The organism is Aeromonas sp. sif2416 (assembly GCF_019218665.1).
GTDB classification, from domain to species: Bacteria; Pseudomonadota; Gammaproteobacteria; order Enterobacterales; family Aeromonadaceae; genus Aeromonas; species Aeromonas encheleia.
The window spans coordinates 164,193-190,691 of record NZ_JAHUXC010000001.1; the positions used below are offsets into that span (position 1 = coordinate 164,193).

Genomic DNA, 26,499 nt, shown 5'->3' on the forward strand with positions numbered 1-26,499 from the left:
AACGTGGAGACTCTGGATGCTGAAGCTGTCGGAGTTTTGGAGTGCCAGAGAACACTCCGATGATTTTACCCTGACCCGCATGGGTTTCATGACGGTACGTCTGCGGCTGCTGACCTGTGTGCTGATGCTGGGTCTTCCCGCCTGGGCGCTGGTGGATTGGCTGACCCTGGCCCCTGCCCAGTTCGACGAGTTGTTCAAGGCCCGCATCTTCTGCTTGCTGGCCCTCTCTCCGCTCATCCCCTTCTCCTATCTCATTCACTTCAAGCGCGAACGGATGAAGCTGGCCTTAGGCTATCTGATGGCGGTGATGATGCTGTTTGCCCTCATCTGCCTGCACAGCTTCGGGCCGGATCAGGAGCTGCAGGCGGGCTACATGGCCTTCCCCTATCTGCTGATCAGCCTGTTTGCCATCTTCCCCATACCGCTCTCCCTCGGCCTGCAACTGGCAGGCGGCATCCTGGTCACCATGTTGCTGGGTAACTGGTGGCTGACCGAGCAGCCGCTGTGGAGCCTGCAGACCCTCAACCAGATCTGGCTGCTGGCGCTGTTCACGGTGGCGAGCGCCTGGGTGCAGTGCGGCCAGCTCAACATGCTGCTGCAGCTCTATCGGGAGTCCACCACGGACGAGCTGACCGGCATGATGAACCGCCGCCTGTTGATGAAGAGGATAGAGAAGGCCAGGGCCACCATGATCCACAAGCAGGCCCCCTTTGCGGTGTTGCTGCTGGATCTGGACAGATTCAAGCGCATCAATGACACCTTCGGCCACCTGGCGGGGGATGCGGTGCTCAGGGAAGTAGCGGCCACCCTGGCGGAGCAGCTGGAACCCGGCATGGTGCTCGGTCGTTACGGGGGCGAGGAGTTCGCCATCCTGCTACCCGGTTGTGGCGAGCTGGCCAAGGCGAAGCGGATAGCGGAGCGGCTGAGGATAGCGGTGGAGGCGCGGCTGGTGAAGAGCCCGATCTCGGACGAGTTGCTGGAGGTGACGGTGAGCATAGGGCTGACGCTGGCCCGCTGCGGGGAGAGCATCGAAGAGCTGCTCAACCGGGCCGACGAGTGTCTCTATCTGGCCAAGATGGCGGGGCGCAACTGCGTGATCGGCGAAAAACCCGTTCTGCCCAGCCCGGTAAACACGGATGCCGCCTGAGGGCGGCATCCCGATCCACAACGCCTGCGTCTAGTTCAGCCGGTACTTGCCCGACAACTGCTGGGCCAGCAGCTTGAACATGTTGAACACCGCCATGGTCTTGCCGGTCGGGGTGCCATCCTCGGCCAGGAAGAATTCCCCCTTGAACACCAGGATCTCCCCCTTCTGCTCCACCGCGTCGGCGCGCATGCCGTGGATGAAGTCTTCGTGACTCTTGATGATGCCGTTGGCCATCTCCAGCAGGGCAGTCTCGGTGATCAGCTCTTTCTCTGGTTGCATGCTCGTCTCCTTAAACGACTACTGACAGGACACGGGCGCGCCCTGTCGCTGATTGAAGAGGGCGCTAGCATACTGCAAAGGGGGATTTTCTGTCATTGATATGACCCCGTTTTTTAGCCCATCACCAGGTTTTTGAGCCAGTGGCGCTGGCGGATCCTGCGCTGCACCAGCAGCACCTTGCACAGCTCCTCCAGCAGCACCACCGCCACCACCCAGGAGAGGGGCCAGCCCAGCAGGCTGACCGCCGCCCAGGCACAGGGCAGGCCGATGCACCACATGGCGATGATGTCGATGAAGATGCTGTAGTTCACGTCCCCGCCGGAGCGCAGCACCCCTATGATGCCCACCATGTTGAACACCTTGAGCAGCATGCCGAGGCACATGATGGCGAGCACCTGGCCCGCCTCCCCCATCAGCTCAGCCGGCAGGTTGCCGACCCACTGCAGCAGGTTGGTCTGCAGCAGCCAGACCGCTATCCCCACCAGCAGGGCGCCGACGGGGGCGAGCAGCAGGAACAGCTGGGAGTGTTGCCAGGCAGCCTCGTACTCCTCGGCCCCGAGCCGGTGGCCGAGCAGGGTGGAGCAGGCCACCGCCAGCCCGAAGAACAGCGAGATGAGGATGCTCTCCAGGGTGCCGAGGGTGGTCATGATGGCCAGGGAGTCGGTGCCGAGGTGGGCGTAGAGGAAGCCATAGAGCAGCATGCCGAAGGCCCAGAGTCCGTCATGGAACAGCAGCGGCAGGGCGATCAGGGTGAAGCGCACCACCTCCTTGCGCCTAAAGGCGTCCCACCAGTCCTGTCTGCGTGGCACGAGACGCGGCTCCTGCCGCCACACATAGATCAGCAGCAGCACGGTCTGCAGCAGGCGGGAGAGCGTGGTGCCCCAGGCCGAGCCCGCGACCCCCATGGCCTCGAAGCTGAAGTTACCGAAGATGAGGGCGTAGTTGAGGATGACGTTGGCGATGATGGCGATGATGCCGATCCGGGTCGGCGCCGCCGCGTTGCCCACCGAGCGCAGGGCCGCCTCCAGCGGCACGACGATGGCGGTGCAGAGGATGGTGGCGCCGGTGATCATCAGGAACTCGTCGGCCAGCAGGCGCAATGCGGGATCCTGGCTGGCAAAGCCGAGCACGCTGCCCGGCGAGAGCACATAGATGAGCGCAAACGGCAGGCTCACCAATAGGGCGCCCACCAGCGCCAGCGCCAGGGAGCGGCGCACCCCGCCCAGCTCGCCGCGGCCGTAATACTGTGCCGCCAACACCGAGACCCCGCCAGAGAGGCCCGCTATCACCAGCAGATTGAAGAAGAAGACCCGGTTGCCCAAGCCGACCGCCGCCACAGCCGTGGTACCAAGCTGACTCACCATCATGATATCGATGAGACCCAGCAGGGAGAACATCATGGATTGCAGCGAAACCGGCAGGGCCAGTCGCCACAGTCGCGTCATGAACTCGCGATCGGTGGTTTGTTTTAAAATCGCTTGCCAATAATTCATTTATATTAACCGGGTGTGTAAAAGATGACACTTGTCAGGGATATGATAGGGGCTGACCGGGGCGGTGCCACTGTGAGTGACTCTCGGTTTTCTTGTGCAAAACTATCTTGTTGAGGTGTTATGGGCTTTGCTAGCGAGTGCCTGGAGATCGCCCCGAGCTGCGAGGAGCGGATGCTGGGGCGGGAGGGTCTGCCCCTGCTCGGTGAGGCGGGCATCTTCCTGACCGGTCTCTCCCGCCTGCGGGATCACTACCTCATCCGCCGCAACAGACCCGAGTTCCACATCCTGATGGTCAGCCACGACGAGGGGGGCGTGCTGCTGACCGGGGCGACCGAACAGCCCATCCCCGCGGGCGCGCTGGTGTTCCTGCCGGCGGCCGTGCCGGGCGGGTTGCGGCTTGTCGGCGAGCGCTGGCAGACCAGCTGGATCCTGCTCGACGACATCCCGCGCTGGCGCCATCTGCACCGGCTCGGCCACCGCATCTGGCAAGGGGAGGAGGGGGAGCAGCTCTACCATCTGCTCAGCCTGATGCAGGGGGAGGGGGTCCGCTCTCCGCTGCAGCCGCAACTGCTGAGCCTGCTGCTGGCCCTGCTGGACAGGACCCTGCAGGGGGAGGTGCGTGGCACCCCGGAGCTGCGGTTGCAGGCGCTGTTTCGGCGGGTGGAGGCGCGTCTGGACGAGCCCTGGAGCGTGGCGCTGCTCGCCGGCCAGATGGCCTGCTCTGTACCCCATCTGCACCGCCTCTGCCGGCAGCTGTTCGGCATGGGCCCCATGGCCTGGCTCACCCAGCTGCGGATGAACAAGGCGCGCCAGCTGCTGCTCTATACCAACTGGCCGCTCGGCGAGCTTGCCGGCCGGGTCGGTTACAGCGACGGTGCCAACTTTGCCAACCGTTTTCGCCGCCTCACTGGTCAGACCCCGGGGGCCTTTCGTCGACTGGGTCGCAAACCTGTCGCCACGGATGCGCAAACTCTTTGAAATTGTTGGCCCAAGCCCATAGGATCGGCGGGCCACACAGTCAAGGTACAGATCCATGTTTGAAGATAATAATCAGAAACGTCCTCTCTACATCCCCTACGCCGGCCCGGCCCTGCTGGAGACGCCGCTGCTCAACAAGGGCAGCGCCTTCACCAGCGAGGAGCGCAGCAGCTTCAATCTGGAAGGCCTGCTGCCCCAGAACATAGAGACCATCGAAGAGCAGGCCGTGCGGGCCTATCGCCAGTTCATGGCGTTTGGCAACGACATGGACAAGCACATCTACCTGCGCAACATCCAGGATACCAACGAGACCCTGTTCTATCGCCTGCTGACCAACCATCTGACCGAGATGCTGCCGGTCATCTACACCCCGACCGTGGGCAAGGCGTGCGAGGAGTTCTCCAACATCTACCGCCGTGCCCGCGGCCTGTTCATCTCCTATCCGGACAAGGACAGGATCGATGACATGCTGCAGAACGCCACCAAGCAGAACGTCAAGGTGATAGTGGTCACCGACGGCGAGCGGATCCTGGGGCTCGGCGATCAGGGCATCGGCGGCATGGGCATCCCCATCGGCAAGCTGTCGCTCTACACCGCCTGTGGCGGCATCTCGCCCGCCTACTGCCTGCCGGTGGTGCTGGATGTGGGCACCAACAACCAGCAGCTGCTCAACGATCCCTTCTACATGGGCTGGCGCCATCCGCGCATCTCGGGGGAGGAGTATGACGAGTTCGTCGATGCCTTCATCCAGGCGGTCAAGCGCCGCTGGCCCGAGATCCTGCTGCAGTTCGAGGATTTCGCCCAGGGCAATGCCACCCCGCTGCTCAACCGTTACAAGGATGAGCTGTGCTGCTTCAACGACGACATCCAGGGCACGGCGGCGGTGACGCTGGGCAGCCTGATCGCGGCCTGCAAGGCCTCCGGTGCCAAGCTCTCCGAGAAGCGGGTCGCCTTCCTCGGCGCCGGCAGCGCCGGTTGCGGCATCGCCGAGCAGATAGTGGCGCAGATGAAGGCCGAAGGGCTGAATGACGCCGAGGCACGGGGCCGGGTGTTCATGGTCGACCGCTTCGGCCTCATCACCGACAAGATCCCGAACCAGCTGCCGTTCCAGCGCCGTCTCTCCCAGCCGGTGGAGCGGATCAAGGAGTGGCCGGTGGGGGACAACATCTCCCTGCTGGAGGTGATGGAGCACGGTCGGCCGGACATCCTGATCGGCGTCTCCGGTCAGCCGGGTCTGTTCACCGAAGAGGTGGTCAAGACCATGCACAAGCATTGCACCCGCCCCATCATCTTCCCGCTCTCCAACCCCACCTCCCGGGTGGAGGCCACCCCGGCGGATCTCATCCGCTGGACCGATGGCCAGGTGCTGGTGGCGACCGGCAGCCCGTTCGCGCCGGTGGAGCACAAGGGCAAGCGCTACGTCATCGCCCAGTGCAACAACTCCTTCATCTTCCCGGGGATCGGGCTCGGCGTCATCGCCTCCGGTGCCACCCGGGTGACCGACGCCATGCTGATGTCGGCCAGCCGTGCCCTGGCGGAGTGTTCGCCGCTGGTGAAGGGGGAGGATGGCTCCTTGCTGCCGGATCTGGCGGATATCCACCAGGTGTCCCGCTACATCGCCAAGATGGTGGCCAAGACCGCCATGCTGCAGGGCAAGGCGGTGCAGACTCCGGATGAGGTGATCGATCAGGCCATAGAGGCGAACTTCTGGCGGCCGGAATACCGGCGCTATCGCCGCACCTCGTTCTGATTCGGGTCAATGGCACAGATGCAAAAAGGGATGCGGCAGCATCCCTTTTTTTGTGCACGGCATGAGTGCCGGTTGCTACTGTGCCGGTTGCTCGGCAGCCGGCTCGAGGGCGGGCTCAGTCGCTGGCTCAGAGGTGGCGGGCATGGCGGCGTCGGCATCCTGCACGCCGGTGACCCGGATTTCGACCCGGCGATCCGGGGCGAGGCAGTCGATGAGCGCGGCCCTGGGCTTGACCTCGTCACACTGGTTGCCGGTCACCGGGTTGCTCTCGCCATTGCCCTGAATGCTGACCTTGTCGGCCGGCAGGCCCTTGCCGATCAGGAAGTTGGCCACAGTGCTTGCGCGGGCTTCCGACAGCGCCTGGTTGTTGGCATCCGAGCCGATGCGGTCGGTGTAGCCCATCACCACGGCGCTGCCATTTTTGGGCTGGATGTCGACTATCTGCTGATAGAGCGACTCCAGCGCCTGCATCCCCTCAGGTTTCAGCTCCGCCTTGCCGAAGGCAAACAGCACGTCCGAGCTCAGGTTGAAGGTCTGATCCACGGGGGCCGGAGCCGGGGGCGGCGCCACTATGGGGGCGGCGACCACGGCCGCGGCCACGGTGCGGTTGGGGTGCAGCACCAGCTCCAAGGTGGCGGTACTGATGTCGCTGACCCAGCGTTGGGTGCCGCTGCCCACCTTGTCGTTGTCCGAGTCATCACCGACCCGCACCATATAGCGATAGCGGGCCTGGATGTCGACCCAGTCGGTCAGCCTGGCGGTCATGCCAAGCCCGGCCAGCGGCGCCAGGTTCTCTTCGTTGCCGTTGATGGATTTGACGCTGTAGAGGTAGCCGCCACCCTCGGCAAACACCGAGAAGATGTCATTCAATGGCAGCCGGCCCAGGATCGACAGGGTTGCCCCCTGATTGCTGAACTCGTGGCCATTGATATCCCACTCGCCGCCGGACAGATAGCCCAGTTCGGCGCCCAGGTTTTCGGTGAAGTTATAGCCTGCGAAGACGTTGTAGGCGGTGTCATCGTCGCTGACATCCTGACTAAAGTCATCGATATCATGTGCCCATGCCCAGCCCGCCCCTGCCCCTATATACCAGTCGTGAACGGGGGCCGCCTGTGCCGCCGTGGTCGCCAATGCCAATGCAATCCATACCGGTTTCAGTCTTATGTTCATCGCGTATCCTCGTCGATGTTGGGTGTTATAGGGCTCCCAGCCCTTGTTATGCATAACCACCATTATGTATAGGCGATATAAGAGGTTTAACCACTTAAGTAGCGCATCCATATAGAAATTCTGTGAGACAACCGGCAGCTATTGTGATCCGGCCAGGGGGGCGGGCGGCAATATTTTGGCATAAAAAAAGGGGCCGTACGGCCCCTTTTTTTCGTGCAAGCATGCAGCTTATTGCTGGACTTCCTGCACCCCGGTGACGCGCACTTCGACGCGACGATCCGGAGCCAGGCAGGAGATCAGCTCGTTCTTGCCCTTGACGCCATCGCACTGGGTGCCGGTGACCGGGTTGGCTTCGCCATGACCTTCGATGGCCACCTTGCCTGCCGGCAGGCCCTTGCCGACCAGGAAGTCGGCCACGGTACGGGCGCGTGCTTCGGACAGCTTCTGGTTGTAGGCATCGGAGCCGATGCGGTCGGTGTAACCCACCACCACGGCGCTGCCATCTTTCGGCTGAACGTCAACGATCTGCTGATACAGAGTATTGAGTGCGGCGGTCCCTTCCGGTTTCAGGGTGGATTTGCCGAAGGCAAACAGCACGTCTGAGCTCAGGGAGAAGTTCTTGTCGACCACGACGGGAGCCGGCTCGGCGACCACGGGGGCGACCACGGGCGCGACATAGGTGGTGCGGTTCGGGTGCATCACCAGTTCCAGGGTCGCGACGCTCATGTCGGTTTCCCAGGTCTTCTGCTCGTCACCCAGGCTCCACATGTAGCGGTAACGGGCCTGCACATCGATGAGATCGGAGAGCTTGGCGGTCAGACCCAGGCCGGCGAGGGGGGCCGTGCCGTTGTCGCTCTCACCATTGCCGTTGACGTGGTTGAAGTAGGCACCGCCTTCGGCAAACACGGAGAAGATGTCGCTCAGCGGCAGGCGGGCGATACCGGACAGGGTCGCACCCTGGGTCTTGAAGTCGACGCCATCGACGCCACCCTTGCCGGCGTAGAGATAACCCAGCTCAGCGGCAAAGTTCTCGTTGAAGTTGTAGCCACCAAACAGGGACAGCGCGGTGGCGTCCTTGTCGGCATCCTGGCCGAAGGAGTCAAGGTCATGGCCATATGCCCAACCGGCACCCATACCTGTGTACCAGTCGTCGGCCGCCTGGGCGGTGGAAGTTCCCATGGCTGCAATAGCCAGAGCAATCAGGGTTGGTGCCATTTTCATTTTCATCATTTTATCCTCGTTGAGTTGCCGTGCTATGGGCGTACTGCGCACTCTTCTGTTATACCGACCGCAGATGACAATTCATGCTGCGACGTCGTGAGCCGATCACGGGCGGCTTGAATAAAAAATGGATGGTAACCTGGATTCTCATGAAGCTAATTCTCCATGGACAACTAACCGGGCAATAAGCACTTTTAATAGTTCATCCAATGTCTTACAAGCGAGGCTACTGTATTCTTTTGACCCACATTGATCAAGTTTCTGTACAAACATCCAGCGAGGGACTAGCGGTGAGGAGGGGGAGACGGCAAGGGGGGCAGGAGAGGGCGAGCGTTGCCGTGACGCAGATCGCAGGCAAGCAAAAGGGGATGCCGTGGCATCCCCTTTTCGCATTATCTGAGCGGAGTCAGATTACTGCTGAACTTCCTGAACGCCGGAGATGCGAACTTCTACGCGACGGTCCGGGGCCAGGCAGGAGATCAGCTCAGCCTTGGCCTTGACGCCGTTACACTTGGTACCGGTGACAGGGTTGGCTTCGCCACGACCTTCGATACCGACTTTGCTGGCAGCCATACCCTTGCTGACCAGGAAGTTGGCAACGGTGCGGGCACGAGCTTCGGACAGCTTCTGGTTGTAAGCGTCAGAACCGATGCGGTCGGTGTAACCAACGACTACGGCGTTGCCGTCTTTCGGTTGGAACTCAACGATCTGCTGGTACAGAGCATTCAGAGCGTCAACACCTTCGGCCTTCAGGCTGTCTTTGCCAAAGGCAAACAGCACGTCGGAGTTCAGGGCGAAGTTCTTCTCAACGATCTGCGGAGCAGGAGCGGCTTCTTCAACAACAGGAGCGGCAACCGGTGCTACGTAGGAAGTACGGAACGGGTGGTAAACGGCTTCCAGGGTAGCCACGCTCTGGTTGGACTTGTACTGCTCGCCGGTGGCGGTAGTCAGGTCAGCCACGTCCCACATGTAACGGTAACGAGCTTGCAGATCCAGAGCGTCGTTAACCTTGTAGGTCACACCGGCGCCAGCCAGCGGGGATACTTTGGTATCGCTGGTGCCCATACCGTCGGTGTGGCCCCAGTAGGCGCCAGCTTCACCGAACAGGGAGAAGTCGTTACCCAGCGGCAGACGAGCGATACCGGACAGGGTGGCACCCTGGCTCTCGTAACGGTTGCCATCGGTGTTACCACGGCCGGTGTACTGGTAGCCCAGCTCGGAACCGAAGTATTCGTTGAAGTTGTAACCTACGAAGGCATTTGCAGCAGCTGCGTCTTCTTCACCGGCGGTAACGCCTTCGATCTTGTTCAGACCGTTGAAGTGAGTAGCACCGACACCGGCACCGAAGTAGATGTCGTCAGCGGCGTGTGCAGCAGTTGCGCCCATGGTAGCCATAGCGATGGCGATCAGGGAAGGAGCCATTTTCATCATAAAAAAATCCTCGTTGAGATGGCACGTAGTCCACGTGCTTCGCATTTTTTAATTTATGTAAGCTGCTGGCTCTGCCGGGCAACAATGGTTGCACCGAGCAGGGATCCTAGATCCATCCAGGAGGCACGTATCTGGGTGCACAGGTGAACGGGTTGCATTGTCGACAATGCTTCCCCCTTCACGAACAGCCGATGTCATTCCGATGACGTGGCGCACTTTATGCTCATTTCAAAACATGATCAAGCTCACAGATAATCGATAAGGCAATTTGTGTCGTGTGAGTAACTGGCTGTTTATCCGAATTTATTAGTGATCCAAGTAGGCGCGGTGCAGCTTTTTTTCAAGCTTCATATAGGCCTCAACCCAGGCCGGCCGTGCCGTGGCTCCAGACTCCCGCGTGGAAAATACCGCCAGGTAATCGGCCTCGGTTGCTTCGCACAGCAAGGGGGTGAAGCTGAGGAGAAAATGGCGGGCGAGATAGGGGTCGAGGGGCCAGATATTGAGGATGGCCCGCGCCACGGGCTGAACTGCTGCTGAACAAATGAAATTTCGATGTCCGGCCTCCAGCCACAGCGCCATCTCGCACAGACCCTGTTCGGGCACCAGGCCGCCATCTCCTTGCGTCACGGAAAGCTTCATATGGTTACCATTGCCGAGCAGCAGGGTGCCATCCTCCTGCAAGACGCCGTCGTGGCCGCGCAGGGGCAGCGTGCCGGGCTGCTCGAGGTAAAGGCTGCACCGGTCGGAGAGGGCCGCCAGCACTGACGCGGCCTCGCTTTGCAGGGCGGCTGGCAACCAGAACGCCTCGGCTCGGGTTTGCTGGCCCTGAAGGAGCTGTCGAGCGAGGGTCGCGGGGTCCGAATCGGGATGAAGACGGGAGATGATGCCTGGAAATGCCATGCTGATTACTCTTTAAGGGATAACCGGCGGATTATACGAGTTATGGCCGTGGCAACAATAAGGTTTCTTTTCGAGACTGTTTACCTGAGGCTGCTCTGCGATTACCATCCCCGATGTTTGTTAGGGTTGTCGTCGAAAGACGCTTATTAAAGATAGAGGCTCGACCATAACGAGTCCGTTCAAAACTGATACACTTGACTACGAGTCGTCGCGAAAAATACAGGTGGAGTGAATCCGCCGAACGGAGTATGGAACACCATGAATTCAAATATCGTAACTGTTGGCAAGAAGATCCGTCAGATCCGCGAAGCGGTTGGCCTGAGCCGTCCCAAGTTTGCCGATCTGCTGGGTGTCCCCCCGACTACCCTGAAGAACTATGAACTGGGTTATCGTGAAGTCGGAGGCGCCTTCCTGGTCGCCCTGGCTCATCACCCGGAATTGCACAAGTTCACCCTCTGGCTGCTGGCTGACAAGAAAGTCGCCGAAATCGGTCAGATCGGTCCGGACGATATTGCCAAGGCCTGATCACCAGCGCTTTGGTAAAAGTGCCGCCCTCGAGGCGGCATTTTTTTATCCATCAAAATACCGCCACATTTAATTAAATGCTGCCGGCTGTGCTCTGCGCAGTGATTTTAATTAAAACCGCTTGGCAAGCTGGATTAATCCCCAGAGAATTCCGACCCTTGAATGGGGAGCCTCCTCCCGTGATGCGTACAGTGAGACAAGCATGAGTCAAACCATACCGAAAGCCAGAGATGGCTTCACCAGCACCTTCGGCGTGCTCGCCGCCACCCTGGGCTCGGCCGTCGGCCTCGGCAATATCTGGAAATTCCCCTACCTGACCGGGGAAAATGGCGGCGCCGGCTTCCTGCTGGTCTATGTCATCGCCACCCTGCTGGTGGGCTTGCCGGTGATGATCTCGGAGATCATGCTGGGCCGTCAGGCCAAATCCGACGCGGTGAGCGGACTCATCAAGCTGGCGCCCAAGGGACAGCCCTGGTGGCTGATCGCGGCCATGGGGGTCACCGCGGCCTTCCTTATTATGTCCTTCTACTCCGAGGTGGCGGCCTGGGTGTTCGCCTACATCTTCAAGGCGATCAGCGGGGAGATCCTGTCGACCGATCCCGCCGTCACAGGTGCGGCCTTCAACTCCTTGATCACCAACCCGCTGCAGAGCCTGCTGTGGCAGTGGCTGGTGCTGGCGCTGATGGGGGGGATCCTGTTGATGGGGGTCGCCAAGGGGATAGAGGCGGTGACCAAGAGGCTGATGCCGGTGCTGTTCATCCTGCTGCTGGTGATCGGCCTGCGCAGCCTGACCCTGCCGGGGGCGAGCGAGGGGCTGCGCTTCCTGTTCTCCCCTGACTTCTCCAAGATCACCGCCGGCGTGGTGCTGACGGCCATGGGGCTGGCGTTCTTCAAGCTCTCCATCGGCATGGGCTGCATGATGACCTATGGCAGCTACTTCCGGGACGATCAGCACATCCCGTTGACCACGGTCCGGGTCATGTGTGCTGACCTGTTCGTCTCCATGCTGGCGGGGATCGCCATCTTCCCGGCGGTGTTTGCGTTCGGCTTCGAACCCTCGGCCGGCCCCTCCCTGCTGTTCATCACCATTCCGGCGGTGTTCGCCAGCATCCCGTTCGGCCATCTGTTCATGGTGCTGTTCTTCGTGCTCTCTGCCATCGCGGCGACCGGCGCCATGCTCTCCATCCTGGAGGTGCCGGTCTCGGTGCTGTCGGAGCGCTTCCACATGAGCCGCCCCAAGGCGACCCTGATCAACCTGCTGGTGCTGGGGGTGGTCGGCTCGACCTGTGCGCTCTCCAACAGCACCCTGGCGGAGGTGCAGATCGCCGGCAAGACCTTCTTCGATCTGTTCGACTTCATCTCGTCCAATGTGCTGATGCCGCTCGGCGGGATCTTCCTCTGCCTGTTTGTCGGCTGGGTCTGGGGCTATGAGCGGATGGCGGCGGCGCTGACCAATGGGGGCAAGCTGGAGCTGAAGATCCTCAAACCCCTGTTCTTCATCATCCGTTACGTGTCGCCCTTGCTGATCCTGATCGTGATGCTCAAGGGGCTGGGGCTGTTCTGATCCCATTCCCTGAGATAAAAAAGAGCGCCGGTGGCGCTCTTTTTTATTGTGACTAACGGCGCTCAGATGAGCCTGAGCCGGGACAACTCCTCCTTGAGCTGCTCCAGGTTGCGCTCGACGCAGGCTTCGCCCTCGCCGATGGCGTCGCTCGCCCGATGGAAATCCATGATGGAGAAGCTGCCAAGACGCGGGCAGAGCTGGATCTCGGGGGGGTCCCCGGCCATACGGGCGCGGGTGATCCGCTCCTGCATGATGTTGATGGAGCCCGTCATCACGCTCCACATGCCGGGGGTGCTCGGTTCCCCCCGGTTCAGCCACTGGCTGAACCGGCCGCCCTGAACGGGTTCGTCGGAGTCGTCAGCCCAGGGTTGGTGCATATCGGCGTTGAGGTTGACGGCGATCACCACCTCGGCCCCCATGGCGCGGGCGAGAGAGATGGGCACAGGATTGACCACGGCGCCATCCACCAGCCACTGATCGTCGACCCGGGTCGGAGTCAGGATGCCGGGCATGCCGCAGGAGGCGCGCACGCATTGGCGCAGCGGGCCCTCTTGCAGCCAGATCTCGCGCCCGGTGTTGAGCTCGGTGGCGACGCAGGCGAAGGGCAACGGCAGGCTCTCGATGGGGGGATCGCCGAGGTGGTTGGCGGCGATGCCAAACACCTTCTCGCCGCGAAACAGGCCGCCGGAGAGGGCGGGATCGAGCAGTCCCATCACCTGCAGTCGGCTGAAGCCGCGTACCCAGGACTCCAGCTTGTCCAGCTCACCGGCGGCGTAGGCGGCGCCCACGAAGCTGCCGATGGAGCAACCGGCCACCAGATCCGGTTTGACGCCGAGCCGCTCCAGTGCCCGTATGATGCCTATGTGTGCCCAGCCTCGGGCAGCGCCGCTGCCCAGGGCCAGTCCCAAACGGGGTTTTCGTGACACGGTGCGTCTCCTTGCATGAGTAAGGGCTCCAGCTTACTCCCTGTTTTCCCGGCCGTCATCCTGCTAGCCCTCACCCTGAGTGCGGCCGCAAGCCTGGGCCCGACCTAGGGTCAGATTCACCCGTCACAGGCGAGGCTGATGATCTTTCGCCCTGGCTGTTACGATTTGTCACATTTATACATAGTCGCGGCATAGTCAGGAGTTACCATGATGCCATCATTGATGAAGTCTCCCCATTTCTCCTACATTGCATGGATTGTTTGATGAAAATGCGCATATGGTTGTGGCTCCTCCCGCTCGCCCTGCTGGTGGCGGGTCTCTGGTATCTTCGTCAGGCCGAACCGGTCAGCAAACCCCAGCCTAAGCAAGTCAATATCCGGGCGCAGACAGTCCGGCAGAGCCTGGCCGAGCCCTCCATCAAGCTGGTCAGCAAGCTGGCGGCGAATCGCTCAGTGGCGGTCAGTCCCGAGGTCACCGGCCGCATCGTCAAGATAGGAGTGCGCTCCGGTCAGCGGGTCAAGCAGGGGGAGACCCTGATCGCCCTGGATGAGGGCAAGCAGCGGGCGGAGCTGGCCGAGCAGAGCGCCAGCCTGCGCGATGAGAAGCGCAAGCTGCGCGACATGCGCCGGCTGGTGGAACGCGGCGCCATCACCAATTCGGAGCTGGAAGGGCAGGAGGCGACCGTGGCCCAGGCCCAGGCCAGGGTCGACGCGGCCCAGTACGAGCTGTCGCTGCGCACCCTGCCAGCCCCCTTCAACGGCACCGTCAGCCTGATCGATCTCAGCGAGGGCGCCCTGGTCAACAGCGGCGACGTGCTGCTCCACCTGGATGAACTCGCCAAACTGCGGCTCGATCTGGCGGTGCCCGAGCGTTACCTCGCCCTGCTGAGGCCGGGCATGGCGGTGACGGCCACCAGCTCGGCCTGGCCGGATCAATCCTTCTCCGGCGTGCTGGAGACGCTCGACAGCCGGATCTCCAACGAGACCCAAAACATCAAGGCCCGCGTCATCATCCCCAATCCCACCGGCCAGCTCAGGCCCGGCATGATGATGAACGTGGAGCTCTCCCTGCCCGCCCAGAAGATGACCCTGATCCCGGCCCAATCGGTGGAGTACGCCGGCGAGCAGCGCTTCGTCTATCGACTGGAGACGGACGGCCGGGTGAAGCGCATCCCGGTGGAGCTGGGGGATACCCACGGCGAGGAGGTGTGGGTCATCAAAGGGCTGAGCGTCGGCGATCGCATCGCGGTCGAGGGGCTGGTCAACCTGCGTGACGGTGCCTATGTGCGCGATCTGGCAGAGGTAAAAGGCTGATGTGGCTCTCCGATATGTCAGTGCGCCGCCCGCTGGTGGCGGTGGTCATCAGTGCCCTGCTCACGGTGTTCGGCCTGGTAGCTTTTTCCAAGCTGACGGTGCGGGAGATGCCGGACGTGCAGACCCCGTCCGTCTCCATCACCACCACCTATGACGGCGCCGCCCCCGAGGTCATGGAGAGCCAGGTCACCAAGCCCATCGAGGATCAGCTCTCCGGCATCAGCGGCATCAAGAACATCAACTCGGTGACCCGCAAGGGGCGCTCATCCATCACGGTGGAGTTCAAGCTCGGCTGGAACATGGTAGAAGGCACCTCGGATGTGCGTGACGCCATCTCCCGTGCCCGTCCCAAGTTGCCGGACGAGGTGGACGAGCCCATGGTCACCAAGGACAACGGTAACGGGGATGTGGCGATCTGGCTCAACTTCAGCAGCACCCAGATGGACCGCACCGCCCTGACCGATTACGCCAACCGGGTGCTGGTCGACCCCCTGAGTCTGGTGGACGGGGTGAGCGAGATCTCTCTCTCCGGCGATCTGACCCAGGTGATGTATGTCAGGCTGCGTCCCGCCGACATGGCGGCCCGCGGCATCACGGTGGCGGATGTGCAGGATGCCCTCAAGCGCGAGAACATCGAGCTGCCGGGCGGGGAGATCCGCAACAACAGCATGACGATGGCGGTGCAGATCGCCCGTCTCTACCACAGTGCCGAGGATTTTCGCTCCCTGCCGGTGGCGACCGCCGCCAATGGCCAGAGCATCTACCTGGCCGACATCGCCGACGTGGAGGTGGGGGCCAAGAACGAAGACAGCGCCTACCAGCGCAACGGCAAGGAGAGCCTGGGGATTGGCATAGTCGCCCAGTCCACCGCCAACCCGCTGGCGGTGGCCCAGGGGATAGAGCAGAAGATGAGCGAGATGCAGCGCTTCCTGCCGGAGGGGGCCAAGCTCGAGGTGGATTACGACTCCACCGTCTTCATCAAGCAGGCCATCCACGAGGTGTATATCACCCTGGCCATCTGCGCCGTGCTGGTGGTGGCCGTGCTCTATCTGTTCCTGGGGCAGGGCAGAACCACCCTGATCCCGGCCATCACTGTGCCGGTGTCGCTCATCTCCGCCTTCATCGGCGCCTGGTACCTCGGCTTCTCCATCAACCTCATCACATTGCTCGCCCTTATTCTCGCCATCGGCCTGGTGGTGGATGACGCCATCGTCGTGGTGGAGAACATCCACCACCATCTGCAGCGGGGCGAACCCCCGTTGATGGCGGCCTGGCACGGCACCCGCGAGGTGGGCTTCGCGGTGATAGCGACCACGGCCGTGCTGGTGATGGTGTTCGTGCCCATCGCCTTCATGGATGGCATGGTGGGGCGGCTCTTCACTGAGTTCGCCATCCTGCTGTCGCTCGCCGTGCTGTTCTCCTCCCTGGTGGCGCTGACCCTGACTCCGGCCATGGGCTCCTGGCTGATGCGCGCGGTCGACAAGCCCAACGCCCTGACCGCGACCCTGGACCGTGGCCTCGGTTGGGTGGAGTTGCACTACCGGCGCCTGCTGGGCTGGGTGCTGCGCCGCTCCGCCTGGACCCCGTTGGTGCTGGTGCTCTGCCTAGGCGGCATCGGCGCCCTGTTTAGCCAGTTGCCCGCCAGCCTGACCCCGACCGAGGACAGGGGCGTGCTCTATGTGTTCGTCAAGGGGGCCGAGGGCACCAGCATAGAGCGGATGAAGCGCAACATGCAGCAGGTGGAGGCCGCGGTCATGCCGCTGCTCGGCAAGGGGGTGGTGCAGGCCATGAGCTTCAGCACCCCGGCCTTCGGCCGGGGCGGCGATCAGACCGGGATGGCGATCATCCAGCTGACCGACTGGGCGGTGCGCGGCGAGACCGCGACCGAGTTCGCCCGCACCCTGAGCACACGCCTCGCCGCCATTCCTGACGTGATGATCCGCACCTTCCAGCCCGGCTTCAAGGGCGGCTCCAACGCCGCCGTGCAGTTCGTGCTGCAGGGCTCGGACTATGCCGAGATCTACCAGCTGGGGCTGGTGTTGCAGCAGGCTGCCGCCCAAAGTGGCCTGATGCTGGCGCCGGATCTGGACTACGCCGAGAAGACCCCCGAGCTGCAAGTGACCATAGAGCGGGACAGGGCCAGCCAGCTCGGCATCCCCGTCTCCACCGTGGCCAGCTCGTTGCAGGCCCTGCTCGGCGGCGTCAGCCAGACCACCTATGTGGACAGGGGCGAGGAGTATGACGTCTATCTGCGCGCCAACCAGCGCGACTTCAACGGGATCTCCGATGTCAGCCGCATCTATCTGAAGGCGGCCAGCGGCGAGATGGTGAGCCTGTCGACCCTGGCCACCGTCAAGCAGGTGGCGAGCCCGCAGCGCCTCAACCACTACCAGCGCCAGAAGGCGATCGCCCTCACCGCGGACGTGGCCCCCGGCCACACCCTGGGGGAGGCGCTCGATTTCCTCGACGGCTGGGCCAGCACCCATCTGCCCGCTGGCATGACGGTGGACTATGCCGGTGACTCCAAGGACTACCGCGACAACCAGGGCGAGATGCTGATGGTGTTCGGCCTGGCCCTGCTAGTGGTCTATCTGGTGCTGGTGGCGCAGTTCGAGAGCCTGTTGACCCCGACCGTGGTGATGGTGACTGTGCCACTCGGCATCTTCGGCGGCCTGCTCGGGCTCTGGCTGACGGGGCAGGAGCTGAGCATCTACAGCCAGATCGGCATGATCATGCTGATCGGCATGGTGACCAAGAACGGCATCCTCATCGTCGAGTTCATCAACCAGCTGCGCCAGCGCGGCGAGGGATTCGAGGAGGCGATCATCGCGGCCTCGGTGCGCCGCCTGCGGCCCATACTGATGACCTCGCTGACCGCCATCATAGGCGCCGTGCCGCTGATGATCTCCATGGGGGCCGGCTACGAGAGCCGGATGGCGGTGGGGACTGTGGTGTTCTTCGGCCTCTCCCTTGCGACCCTGGTGACCCTGGTGATGGTGCCCGCCATCTATCACCTGCTGGCCCGGCGGGCCGGCATGACCGGCGCGCGGGATCTGCTGGTGGACGAGGCGCTAGCGGTGGACAGCGAGCCCGAGCAGCGGGGCAAGCCGGCGGCCTGAGCGGCCAGGCTGACCCCACTGGATTGAGAAGGGCGCCTGCGGGCGCCCTCTTCGTTGGCCGGTTGTCGGCGCAGTCTGCCGCCACGGCGGCGGCGCGCCTAGCCTCACGGGCGGCTGCGCCTAGCCTCACGGGCGGCTGCGCCTTATCCCTCTGGGTTTATGGGGGCAAAAAGCCATCGCTCCCGCACGGCTCTGCCGGTATAATGCGCGACCCGAATTGTTCCAGGTGTTCAAAATGCAGCCGGTTACCCACCTTTTCTCCTATCCCCGCTACTGGGCCGAGTGCTACGGCACGGCGCCCTTCCTGCCCATGTCCCGCGCGGAGATGGACAAGCTCGGCTGGGACAGCTGCGACATCGTCCTGGTGACCGGTGACGCCTACGTGGATCACCCGAGTTTCGGCATGGCGGTCATCGGCCGCATGCTGGAATCCCAGGGCTTTCGGGTCGGCATCATCGCCCAGCCGGACTGGTCATCGAAGGATGACTTCATGCGCCTGGGCAAGCCGAACCTCTTCTACGGGGTGACCGCGGGCAACATGGACTCCATGATCAACCGCTACACCTCCGACAAGAAGCTGCGCCACGACGACGCTTACACCCCCGGGGATGTGGGTGGCAAGCGGCCCGATCGCGCCACCCTGGTCTACACCCAGCGCTGCAAGGAGGCCTTCAAGGAGGTGCCTGTGGTCATAGGTGGCATCGAAGCGTCCCTGCGCCGCATCGCCCACTACGACTACTGGTCCGAGACCATACGTCGCTCCATCCTGCTGGACGCCAAGGCCGATATCCTGATCTACGGCAACGCCGAGCGGCCGTTGATCGAGGTAGCGCACCGCATCGCCAACGGCGAGACCATGGAGACCATGCAGGACATCCGCGGCACCGCGGTGATCCGCAAGGAGCCGCTGCCCGAGTGGCGCGGGGTGGATTCGAGCAAGCTGGATCAGATCGGCCGCATCGACCCCATCATGAACCCCTACATGGAAGGGGCGCCCTGCTCCGACGATGCCACCGAGGTGGCACCGGCGGCGCAAGAGGCCAAGCCGGTGCTGGTGCAGCCGCCCAAGCAGAAGCCATGGGAGAAAACCTATGTGAAGCTGCCGGCGTTCGAGCGGGTGAAGGAAGACAAGGTGCTCTACGCCCATGCGTCGCGCATCCTGCACCACGAGACCAACCCGGGCTGCGCCCGCGCGCTCTCCCAGGCCCACGGCGATCGCATCGTCTGGGTCAACCCGCCCGCCTTCCCGCTGGAAACCGACGAGATGGACGGGGTGTTCGGCCTGCCGTATCAGCGGGTGCCGCACCCGGCCTATGGCAAGGAGAAGATCCCGGCCTACGAGATGATCAAGACCTCGGTCAACATCATGCGCGGCTGCTTCGGCGGCTGCTCCTTCTGCTCCATCACAGAGCACGAGGGGCGCATCATCCAGAGCCGCTCGGAAGAGTCGATCATCAAAGAGATCGAAGAGATCCGCGACAAGGTGCCGGGCTTCACCGGCGTCATCTCGGATCTCGGTGGCCCCACCGCCAACATGTACAAGCTGCGCTGCAAGAGCCCGAGGGCCGAGCAGACCTGCCGCCGAGCCTCCTGTGTCTGGCCGACCATCTGCCCGCACATGGACACCGACCATACCCCGACCATCGATCTCTATCGCAAGGCGCGGGATGTGAAGGGCATCAAGAAGATTTTGATCGCCTCCGGGGTGCGCTACGACATCGCGGTGGAAGATCCCCGCTACATCAAGGAGCTGGCCAAGTATCACGTCGGCGGCTACCTGAAGATTGCCCCCGAGCACACCGAGGAGGGTCCGCTCTCCAAGATGATGAAGCCGGGCATGGGCAGCTACTACCAGTTCAAGGAGCTGTTCGACAAGTATTCGAAAGAGGCGGGCAAGCAGCAGTACCTGATCCCCTACTTCATCTCGGCCCATCCGGGCACCACCGATGAGGACATGGTGAACATGGCGCTCTGGGTCAAGACCAACCGCTTCAAGCTCGATCAGGTGCAGAACTTCTACCCGTCGCCGCTCGCAAACGCCACCACCATGTATTACACCGAGAAAAACCCCCTCAACAAGGTGAGTCGCCAGGGCGGGGACGTGTTCGTGGTCAAGGGGGAGCGCCGTCGTCGCCTGCACAAGGCGCTGCTGCGCTACCACGATCCGGCCGGTTGGCCGATGATCCGCGAAGCGCTGCAGGAGATGGGCAAGGGCCACCTCATCGGCAACGGCCCAGATTGCCTGGTGCCGCCGGAAGGGCGCGGCGAGGTCAAGGCCGAGCGCAGCATCAACAAGGGGCTGAAACCGGCCCTGACCCGCCACAGCAACATCGTCCATCAGCGTGGCAATGGGGCAGGCAACAAGGCCACTGGCGGTAAGGCGGGCAATGGCAAGCCAGTAGGCTCCCAGCTCAGCAAAGGGGCTGGTGCCAACGGCAAGCCAGCTGTGCAAGGTGCAGGTCAAGGTAAACCAGCTGGCAAACCCGCCCATAAGGGCAAGGCGCCGACCCGTGCTGGCTCCGCCAAGCCGGGCGCCAAACCCGTCACTCAGGGCGGCAAGCCTGCGGCCAAAGGGAATGGTGCCAAGCGACCGGCTCGGTGATATTACTGATTGGAAAGCGATAGAAATAAAAAAGGCGACCAGATGGTCGCCTTTTTACTTATTAAAATTAATAGTTGTTTTGCTGCGGTGACATGTTGGAAAATGGCCACATATCATTCCTGTAGATTAAAAATGGTTTGTAAAAAAGTCTTTATTTCATCCAATGATGAGTTATTCATATCTATATATCCATGCTGAGCAGCATAGCCAACAGTAGATATATCATCATAAAACCCAGATAATATAGCTCTTGCCCTTGCTTTAGACTCATTGTTCGGATATCTAAAATCTTTGGGGGTCGGTCTAGGAATACCTTTTTCTGGTATATGCTTTTCAAGGCTTTCAGCAAGGCCGGAAATATATTTTCCTACATGGGCTGATATTGGCGTGTCTTTTTGTGTTTCAATGAATAGGTCCTCAAGCATACCTGAGTTTTCCCCAGGCTTTGAAATTATAAAGACACCTACTTTAACATTTCGTTTATCACATTTAACTGGTATTCCATGTTCATTTGGTGCAGAAAAGCTATTAGTTACAAGCGTTTTCCTTACCATTTTTAAAGCTTCTTCCTTTGAGCTGTCCGCATCAATTATGATAGCAATACATCGTACAGCTTTAAAATTACTTTCCTTGATTTTTGCTTGGAATTTTGAAGGAAATTGTGTAATTCCGCCCGTCCTTATTATTTGAATTCCTCTATCTACACCAATGCTTTTTAATACAGCTCGAATAAAATGATCATCATCAGGACCTTCAACAAAAACTATATGTTCCTCAGTGATCGCATCAGGAGTTAAAGTCGATAATTGACCTGCGTCAATTTGATCTGTATTTAAATAAAGAGGCATTGTTATCTTACCTCCCAGTTGCTTTCAATTGCTGCCTTAAAAGTATCGAAGTCATAATGACTAATAGTAACCGTGTCTGGTTCTTTATCTAACCGGTAGTAAGATATATCTTTATTATCTTGTTTTAATGCGCTTTGACACAATGCAACAAGAGTTTCATAAGAGTGTGTTGTAACAAATAATTGAATTTTATTTTTCTGGGCAGCTTTACTTATGATGCTCCATATTTGTGGAAGAACACTATAATGCAAGCCATTTTCTATCTCATCAATCAGTATGATACTACCTTTATTTGCCTCTATAGCTAGGAGAATTCCAAGTAGTTTTTCTATTCCCTCACCTAAAAAGCCAATAGGTATCTTTGTCTTTAATCCTACATCACCATATATAGAGATCTGTCCCCCGCTAAACCCTAGAGATATACTGGTTAGTCTTGGCTCGATAACATTCAATGATGAAACTATTCCAGGTAACAAGCCCTTTCTATCAAGTCTGGTTAGATATTCAGCGTTCAGTTGTGCATTACCTTTCAATGATGAAGATAAATAAACAACTGATAATGGAGAGTTTGCTAAGTTCTCGAAATTAGATGTCATTTGCTGGCCGTTGGAAGTTATTTTAACATTACCAGCGCTTTGAGGGCCTTCAAAATAAGATATGGAAAGTCCCTCTTGGTTGAAGGCTTGGGTTTGATTTATTATGCCACTGTCATTTTTTGCTGAATAAACCGCATTGGATTGTAGGTCCAGTTTGCCGTATTTTATAGTGGCCTTGCTGAGCCGCTCATCATCATTTCTTGCTGTAAGAGTTATTTGATTTTGTAGGTTGTAATCATGAAATATAGGAGCCCAGATACTATCCTTATCTAATAACAGGTTGCTAATTCCTCTCCATGAATATTGCTTTATTGTTAAGTCAGGGCTTCCTCGATCATAAAGAGTAAAGATGGCTTCTAGTATGGAGCTTTTACCAGTATTGTTTTTACCCCCAATGACATTTATATTTTTCAGGTGCTTTATTTTTAAATTTAGAAATTGCTTGTAGTTAGAGATAGTAAACTCGGTTAGCATATATATCCTTATCGAAATATATAAACATGAGGGAAGAGCATTCTCGGTAATGCATGAGAAACAATAACTTATGTTCCAAAACGTAAGCCGACGCTGCCGCCCATGGATTACAGCTTCCAATATGCTCCATTGACCAGTGCTGGCAGCAACCCATCGCAGCTCAACAGGTTCTGAATGACCATGCTAAGCCAAACGAAGCCGCCTGTGCGAGCATTGGAGCTGACATAACCATCAGAAATTTATTGTTTTTTGAACTGCGTCATCAAAGTACATCACCACATGCAACCAAAAGCAGTCAGGTAGCAGTGGCTTTGCTATCTTGGCGGCTGACGAAAAGGTAGGAGAGGCATAACGGCCTCTCTCCTGAATATATTGCAGCGGGTATTCCCGAACAGGAGTGAGCAGATGGCGATAAAAGTCCGTTCCAGAAGAGAGAAGGTGGGCGGCGGGCTCGGACTGGTGATGGGGCTAATAGCCTTTAACCTGATCGCGCCCCTGCTTCTGGAATCAAAAGAGATCTCGGATATGAACCGGATGATAGGGGCCATGGTCAGCGCCATGATCTGCTCCGAGCTGGGGGCCCGAATCGGCAAGTGGCTCGATACCAGAGAGCAGGCCAAATCCACAAAATAGAGGGCAACATGGGCCGCCCTCGTTTGTCGTTTAGCCGTCCCGCCGCTCGGGTTCGCTGCGATGCAGGAAGGTGGTCAGGGTATCGCGCGGCGGCGTGATGCCGCATTGAACCAGAATGCGCCCGATAGCCCCTCGGTGATATCCGCCGTGGGTCACCAGATGCAGCAGCATCTCGGCGCGGCTCATCTGTCCCTTGTCACCATCCACAAAGTTGAACGAGAGCACGGCGTCGCCATCTGCTTGGCTCAGGCTGGCAACGTATGCCAGATACCAGCCATCCAGTTCGCCGATGGCGGTGCGCAGCGCAGCAAGGGGCGGTGTTTCCGGGGTATTGGTGGCACTGAAGCCATGGGGCTCCCCCAGCAGATTGGCTTTGAAGATGGCATCGACCACATGGATGTGGTTGAAGACTCGCAGGGCATTGTGGTGTGCCTCCCCGTGGATTTGCGGGTCCAGGGTGGCGAGGGCATCCAGCAGCTCGCCGTCGGCCAGGCCTTGTAGCGAAACAGAGAGTGAAGGGTCGAGTTGCTCATGGTCTTCCTTGATGGGGTCAGCACGTGAAGAGAGCATCTTAGCCAGCCGATGGCAGCAAGAACACTTCCCCGCTGAGCGGGTATCCCGCCCGTCGTTCGCACAGATCCGATTTCATGCGTTCGGTGCGGGCGAGATGTTACCCTGCGGCTATCGCACTCATGACAAGGAGTTCCCATGCGCATTGCCCTGATTGGCCTCGGTGATATCGCCCAGAAGGCCTATCTGCCGCTGCTCGCCAGCGACGAGCGAGTCACTCCGCTGCTCTGCACCCGCAATCCCCAAGTGCTGGACAAGCTGGCCCGCCAGTACCGGATCGCCGAGTGCTTTACCGAGGTGGATGAGTTGCTGGCGAGCCGCCCGGATGCCGTGATGATCCATGCCGCCACCGCCGTGCATGGCAGGCTGGCGGAGCAGTGTCTGCGCGCCGGCATTCCCACCTTTGTCGACAAGCCGCTCTGTGACAGCGCCACCGAGGTGGAGGCGCTGGGCAACCTGGCCATGGCGAAGGATTGTCCGCTGTTCGTGGGCTTCAACCGCCGTTACCTGCCCGCACTTTCGGCCGCTCGTCAGCAGCCGGTGACCGAGCTGCACTGGCAGAAGCACCGCCATGCCCTGCCCGGGTTGCCCCGCCAGTTCCTGTTCGATGACTTTATCCATGTGCTCGACAGCCTCTGCCACTATGGCGGTGCGCCCACCGGCCCCCTGCACGCCGTGCTCAGGCGCAGTAGCCAGCAGCCCGAGCTGCTGGCCGGGGTGAGCGTGGCCTGGCAGAGCGGGCAGGCGGCGGTGAGCGGCAGCATGAACCGCAGCGCCGGGATCACCGAGGAGCGGATCAGCCTCTATGGCGAGGATCTGTCGCTGCAGGTGGAGAGCTGCACCCAGGGCACCCTCGCTCGTGGCAAGCAGCTGAGCGCCATCGCGGTGGATGACTGGCAACCGGTGCTGGCGCGGCGCGGTTTCAATGCCATGCTGGCGCACTGGTATGCACAGATTGAGGCGGGCAAGGCCGATGGCGCCCTCATCGACAGCTACCTGCGCAGCCATCAACTGGCCGAGCAGCTGGTGACCCTGGCCGGGGAGTAACGCTCGGGTGGGGAGGGGGATTTACGCTGGCATGGGCCACGGCTTGACGGGTTGCACTGGTCAGCGCGTCGCCATACCACTGTATAAGATGGTGCTTCCGCGCGCAGTCAGCGGGCCAGCCTGCGGCTGTGCGAGCCAAGCGGGGGCTTGTTTGCTATCTTGGCGCCCATGATCTGCCTTTAGAGCAACGATGGTTTCATGAGCATTATTTTGGGGATAGATCCGGGTTCGCGGATCACCGGCTACGGCGTGATCCGTATAGTCGCAGGCAAGGCGGAGTATCTGGGATCGGGCTGCATCCGCACCGACTTGGGCGAGCTGCCGTCACGCCTCAAGCAGGTGTATGACGGGGTGAGCGAGATCATCACCCAGTTCAAGCCAGACGAGTTTGCCATCGAGCGGGTGTTTATGGCCCGCAACGCCGATTCGGCCTTGAAGCTCGGTCAGGCCAGGGGCAGCGCCATAGTCGCGGCGGTCAACGCCCTGCTGCCGGTCAGCGAATATTCGGCGACCCAGATCAAGCTGGCGGTGGTGGGCACGGGCGGGGCGGCCAAGGAGCAGGTGCAGCACATGGTGACTCATCTGCTCAAGCTGTCGGCCACGCCCCAGGCGGATGCGGCGGATGCCCTCGGGGTGGCGCTCTGCCACTTCCATACCCGCCAGAGCTTGATCAAGATGGCGGGGCGGGTGACCGGCTCGGTGCGCGGCCGTTATCGCTGAGCACCGGCACGGTCCATCCGGTCCGGCAAAACGTTTCGCCACTGTTGATTAAATCAGCACTGTTGCCGCAGCCTGTCGCAGGCTCCGGTCGGACCAGTGAGGTCCATAGCGCGTGATAATGACAATCCTCTTAATTAATCAATAACTTGTGATGCTAGTCACATTTCATAGACAAAATGGGCTCACTTCATCTTCTTGATTCACACTCCCATAATGTGGCGCCTGTTTAATGACAGTGTCCGCATGAGCCCCGGCTCATATTTCATCATCATGGGAGATTATTAGCGTGAAACCATATGCAGCTGAGTTTATGGGCACCTTCTGGCTGGTGCTGGGGGGTTGTGGCAGTGCGGTGCTGGCGGCGGCATTCCCCAATGTAGGAATAGGTCTGCTCGGGGTTTCCCTGGCGTTTGGTCTGACCGTGTTGACCATGGCCTTCGCGATCGGCCACATCTCAGGTTGCCACCTGAACCCGGCCGTGACCGTGGGCCTGTGGGCCGGTGGTCGTTTCCCTGCCTCTGGCGTGCTGCCCTATATCGTGGCTCAGGTGCTGGGCGGGATAGCGGCGGGTGCCGTGCTCTATGTGATCGCCAGCGGCCAGGCCGGCTTCGATGTGACTGCCGGCTTTGCCTCCAACGGCTATGGCGAGCATTCACCGGGTGGTTACAGCCTGCTGGCGGCCCTGGTGTGTGAAGTGGTGATGACGGGCTTCTTCCTGTTCGTGATCATGGGCGCCACCGACAGCCGCGCGCCGGCCGGTTTCGCACCGATCGCCATCGGTCTGTGCCTGACCCTGATCCACCTCATCAGCATTCCGGTGACCAACACCTCGGTCAACCCGGCGCGCAGCACAGGTGTGGCGCTGTTTGTGGGTGACTGGGCCGTCAGCCAGCTGTGGCTGTTCTGGGTTGCCCCCATCGTCGGCGGCATCCTGGGTGCCCTGGCCTATCGCATGGTGGCGACCGAGCAGAAATAAGCTCGCGCAACATGCTGCTCTAGAACACGCCTTCGGGCGTGTTTTTTGTTTTATGGGGTTGTGAGTTTTACAAGCTCCGTGTGCTCGGCCGCTTCTTGTGGTGCCGGTGTGGCAGTGGAATCCGAACCATATGGGGGCGGGTCTCGGCATAGGGCGGGATAATGTGGGTTTTACAGGCCCCGGGCGCTTAGCAGTTCCTTGTAGCGCCTGTGTAGCA

The 26,499-nt window shown here is 60.4% G+C and carries 21 protein-coding genes and 1 pseudogene; 12 read left to right on the forward strand and 10 right to left on the reverse strand.

What is annotated here, in order from left to right:
• Positions 1-16 precede the first annotated feature (16 nt).
• Positions 17-1,147, forward strand: a complete 1,131-nt coding sequence (locus KW821_RS00735; RefSeq protein ID WP_218289916.1) for a diguanylate cyclase — start codon at positions 17-19, stop codon at positions 1,145-1,147.
• Positions 1,148-1,177: 30 nt separating this feature from the next.
• Here KW821_RS00735 and KW821_RS00740 read toward each other — a convergent pair whose 3' ends face one another.
• Both KW821_RS00740 and KW821_RS00745 read right to left on the reverse strand, forming a co-directional pair.
• On the reverse strand, positions 1,178-1,426 hold the full coding sequence (locus tag KW821_RS00740) for a DUF2498 family protein (RefSeq protein ID WP_042653977.1): 249 nt from the start codon (positions 1,424-1,426) through the stop codon (positions 1,178-1,180).
• Between the two features lie 113 nt (positions 1,427-1,539).
• The gene (locus KW821_RS00745; protein WP_218289917.1) at positions 1,540-2,919 is read right to left on the reverse strand and encodes an MATE family efflux transporter; all 1,380 of its coding nucleotides are present in this window, start codon (positions 2,917-2,919) and stop codon (positions 1,540-1,542) included.
• Positions 2,920-3,039: 120 nt separating this feature from the next.
• Between KW821_RS00745 and KW821_RS00750 the strand changes: the two genes are divergently transcribed.
• Positions 3,040-3,897, forward strand: coding sequence for an AraC family transcriptional regulator (locus tag KW821_RS00750; RefSeq protein WP_042653975.1), 858 nt, complete (start codon positions 3,040-3,042; stop codon positions 3,895-3,897).
• 55 nt (positions 3,898-3,952) lie between these two features.
• Entirely contained in the window at positions 3,953-5,647 is a 1,695-nt protein-coding gene (locus tag KW821_RS00755; RefSeq protein WP_218289918.1) for an NAD-dependent malic enzyme, read from the forward strand.
• A 75-nt stretch (positions 5,648-5,722) separates the two neighbouring features.
• On the opposite strand, the gene KW821_RS00760 is transcribed toward KW821_RS00755, so the two are convergent.
• From KW821_RS00760 to KW821_RS00775, 4 genes are all read right to left on the reverse strand, one after another.
• Complete coding sequence (locus KW821_RS00760; protein ID WP_218289919.1) at positions 5,723-6,817, reverse strand: OmpA family protein; 1,095 nt, start codon at positions 6,815-6,817, stop codon at positions 5,723-5,725.
• Between the two features lie 228 nt (positions 6,818-7,045).
• A complete protein-coding gene (gene ompA / locus KW821_RS00765; RefSeq protein ID WP_218289921.1) occupies positions 7,046-8,044 on the reverse strand; it encodes a porin OmpA in 999 nt (332 codons plus the stop codon).
• A 405-nt stretch (positions 8,045-8,449) separates the two neighbouring features.
• Positions 8,450-9,469 carry a porin OmpA gene (locus KW821_RS00770; RefSeq protein ID WP_042653971.1) on the reverse strand — a complete coding sequence of 340 codons (1,020 nt, stop codon included), beginning with the start codon at positions 9,467-9,469 and terminating at the stop codon, positions 8,450-8,452.
• 306 nt (positions 9,470-9,775) lie between these two features.
• Entirely contained in the window at positions 9,776-10,369 is a 594-nt protein-coding gene (locus KW821_RS00775; protein ID WP_218289922.1) for a hypothetical protein, read from the reverse strand.
• Between the two features lie 258 nt (positions 10,370-10,627).
• On the opposite strand from KW821_RS00775, the gene KW821_RS00780 reads away from it, so the two are divergent.
• Entirely contained in the window at positions 10,628-10,894 is a 267-nt protein-coding gene (locus KW821_RS00780; RefSeq protein ID WP_005298604.1) for a DNA-binding transcriptional regulator, read from the forward strand.
• A 202-nt stretch (positions 10,895-11,096) separates the two neighbouring features.
• A complete protein-coding gene (locus KW821_RS00785) occupies positions 11,097-12,458 on the forward strand; it encodes a sodium-dependent transporter (RefSeq protein WP_042653969.1) in 1,362 nt (453 codons plus the stop codon).
• Positions 12,459-12,520: 62 nt separating this feature from the next.
• On the opposite strand, the gene rssA is transcribed toward KW821_RS00785, so the two are convergent.
• Complete coding sequence (gene rssA, locus KW821_RS00790) at positions 12,521-13,384, reverse strand: patatin-like phospholipase RssA (RefSeq protein WP_218289923.1); 864 nt, start codon at positions 13,382-13,384, stop codon at positions 12,521-12,523.
• A gap of 263 nt (positions 13,385-13,647) precedes the next feature.
• On the opposite strand from rssA, the gene KW821_RS00795 reads away from it, so the two are divergent.
• From KW821_RS00795 to KW821_RS00805, 3 genes are all read left to right on the forward strand, one after another.
• Positions 13,648-14,697 carry an efflux RND transporter periplasmic adaptor subunit gene (locus KW821_RS00795; protein WP_218289924.1) on the forward strand — a complete coding sequence of 350 codons (1,050 nt, stop codon included), beginning with the start codon at positions 13,648-13,650 and terminating at the stop codon, positions 14,695-14,697.
• Entirely contained in the window at positions 14,697-17,816 is a 3,120-nt protein-coding gene (locus KW821_RS00800) for an efflux RND transporter permease subunit (protein ID WP_218289925.1), read from the forward strand. Before KW821_RS00795 ends, KW821_RS00800 begins: the two co-directional genes overlap by 1 nt.
• A 235-nt stretch (positions 17,817-18,051) precedes the next feature.
• On the forward strand, positions 18,052-20,418 hold the full coding sequence (locus KW821_RS00805; protein WP_218289926.1) for a YgiQ family radical SAM protein: 2,367 nt from the start codon (positions 18,052-18,054) through the stop codon (positions 20,416-20,418).
• 113 nt (positions 20,419-20,531) lie between these two features.
• Here KW821_RS00805 and KW821_RS00810 read toward each other — a convergent pair whose 3' ends face one another.
• Together KW821_RS00810 and KW821_RS00815 are read right to left on the reverse strand one after the other, a co-directional pair.
• Positions 20,532-21,266, reverse strand: a complete 735-nt coding sequence (locus KW821_RS00810; protein WP_218289927.1) for a DUF3226 domain-containing protein — start codon at positions 21,264-21,266, stop codon at positions 20,532-20,534.
• Between the two features lie 2 nt (positions 21,267-21,268).
• Positions 21,269-22,336 (reverse strand): ATP/GTP-binding protein, encoded by a 1,068-nt coding sequence (locus tag KW821_RS00815; protein ID WP_218289928.1) that lies wholly within the window; start codon positions 22,334-22,336, stop codon positions 21,269-21,271.
• A gap of 405 nt (positions 22,337-22,741) precedes the next feature.
• On the opposite strand from KW821_RS00815, the gene KW821_RS00820 reads away from it, so the two are divergent.
• Positions 22,742-22,969, forward strand: coding sequence for a hypothetical protein (locus KW821_RS00820; RefSeq protein WP_218289929.1), 228 nt, complete (start codon positions 22,742-22,744; stop codon positions 22,967-22,969).
• A gap of 30 nt (positions 22,970-22,999) precedes the next feature.
• On the opposite strand, the pseudogene KW821_RS00825 reads toward KW821_RS00820, so the two are convergent.
• Positions 23,000-23,502: pseudogene (locus tag KW821_RS00825) on the reverse strand (DinB family protein).
• Between the two features lie 175 nt (positions 23,503-23,677).
• Between KW821_RS00825 and KW821_RS00830 the strand changes: the two are divergent.
• From KW821_RS00830 to aqpZ, 3 genes are all read left to right on the forward strand, one after another.
• Complete coding sequence (locus KW821_RS00830; RefSeq protein WP_218289930.1) at positions 23,678-24,586, forward strand: Gfo/Idh/MocA family protein; 909 nt, start codon at positions 23,678-23,680, stop codon at positions 24,584-24,586.
• A 198-nt stretch (positions 24,587-24,784) separates the two neighbouring features.
• Entirely contained in the window at positions 24,785-25,306 is a 522-nt protein-coding gene (ruvC, locus tag KW821_RS00835; RefSeq protein WP_042653963.1) for a crossover junction endodeoxyribonuclease RuvC, read from the forward strand.
• A 286-nt stretch (positions 25,307-25,592) separates the two neighbouring features.
• On the forward strand, positions 25,593-26,282 hold the full coding sequence (gene aqpZ / locus KW821_RS00840; protein WP_042653962.1) for an aquaporin Z: 690 nt from the start codon (positions 25,593-25,595) through the stop codon (positions 26,280-26,282).
• The last annotated feature ends 217 nt before the right edge of the window (positions 26,283-26,499 follow it).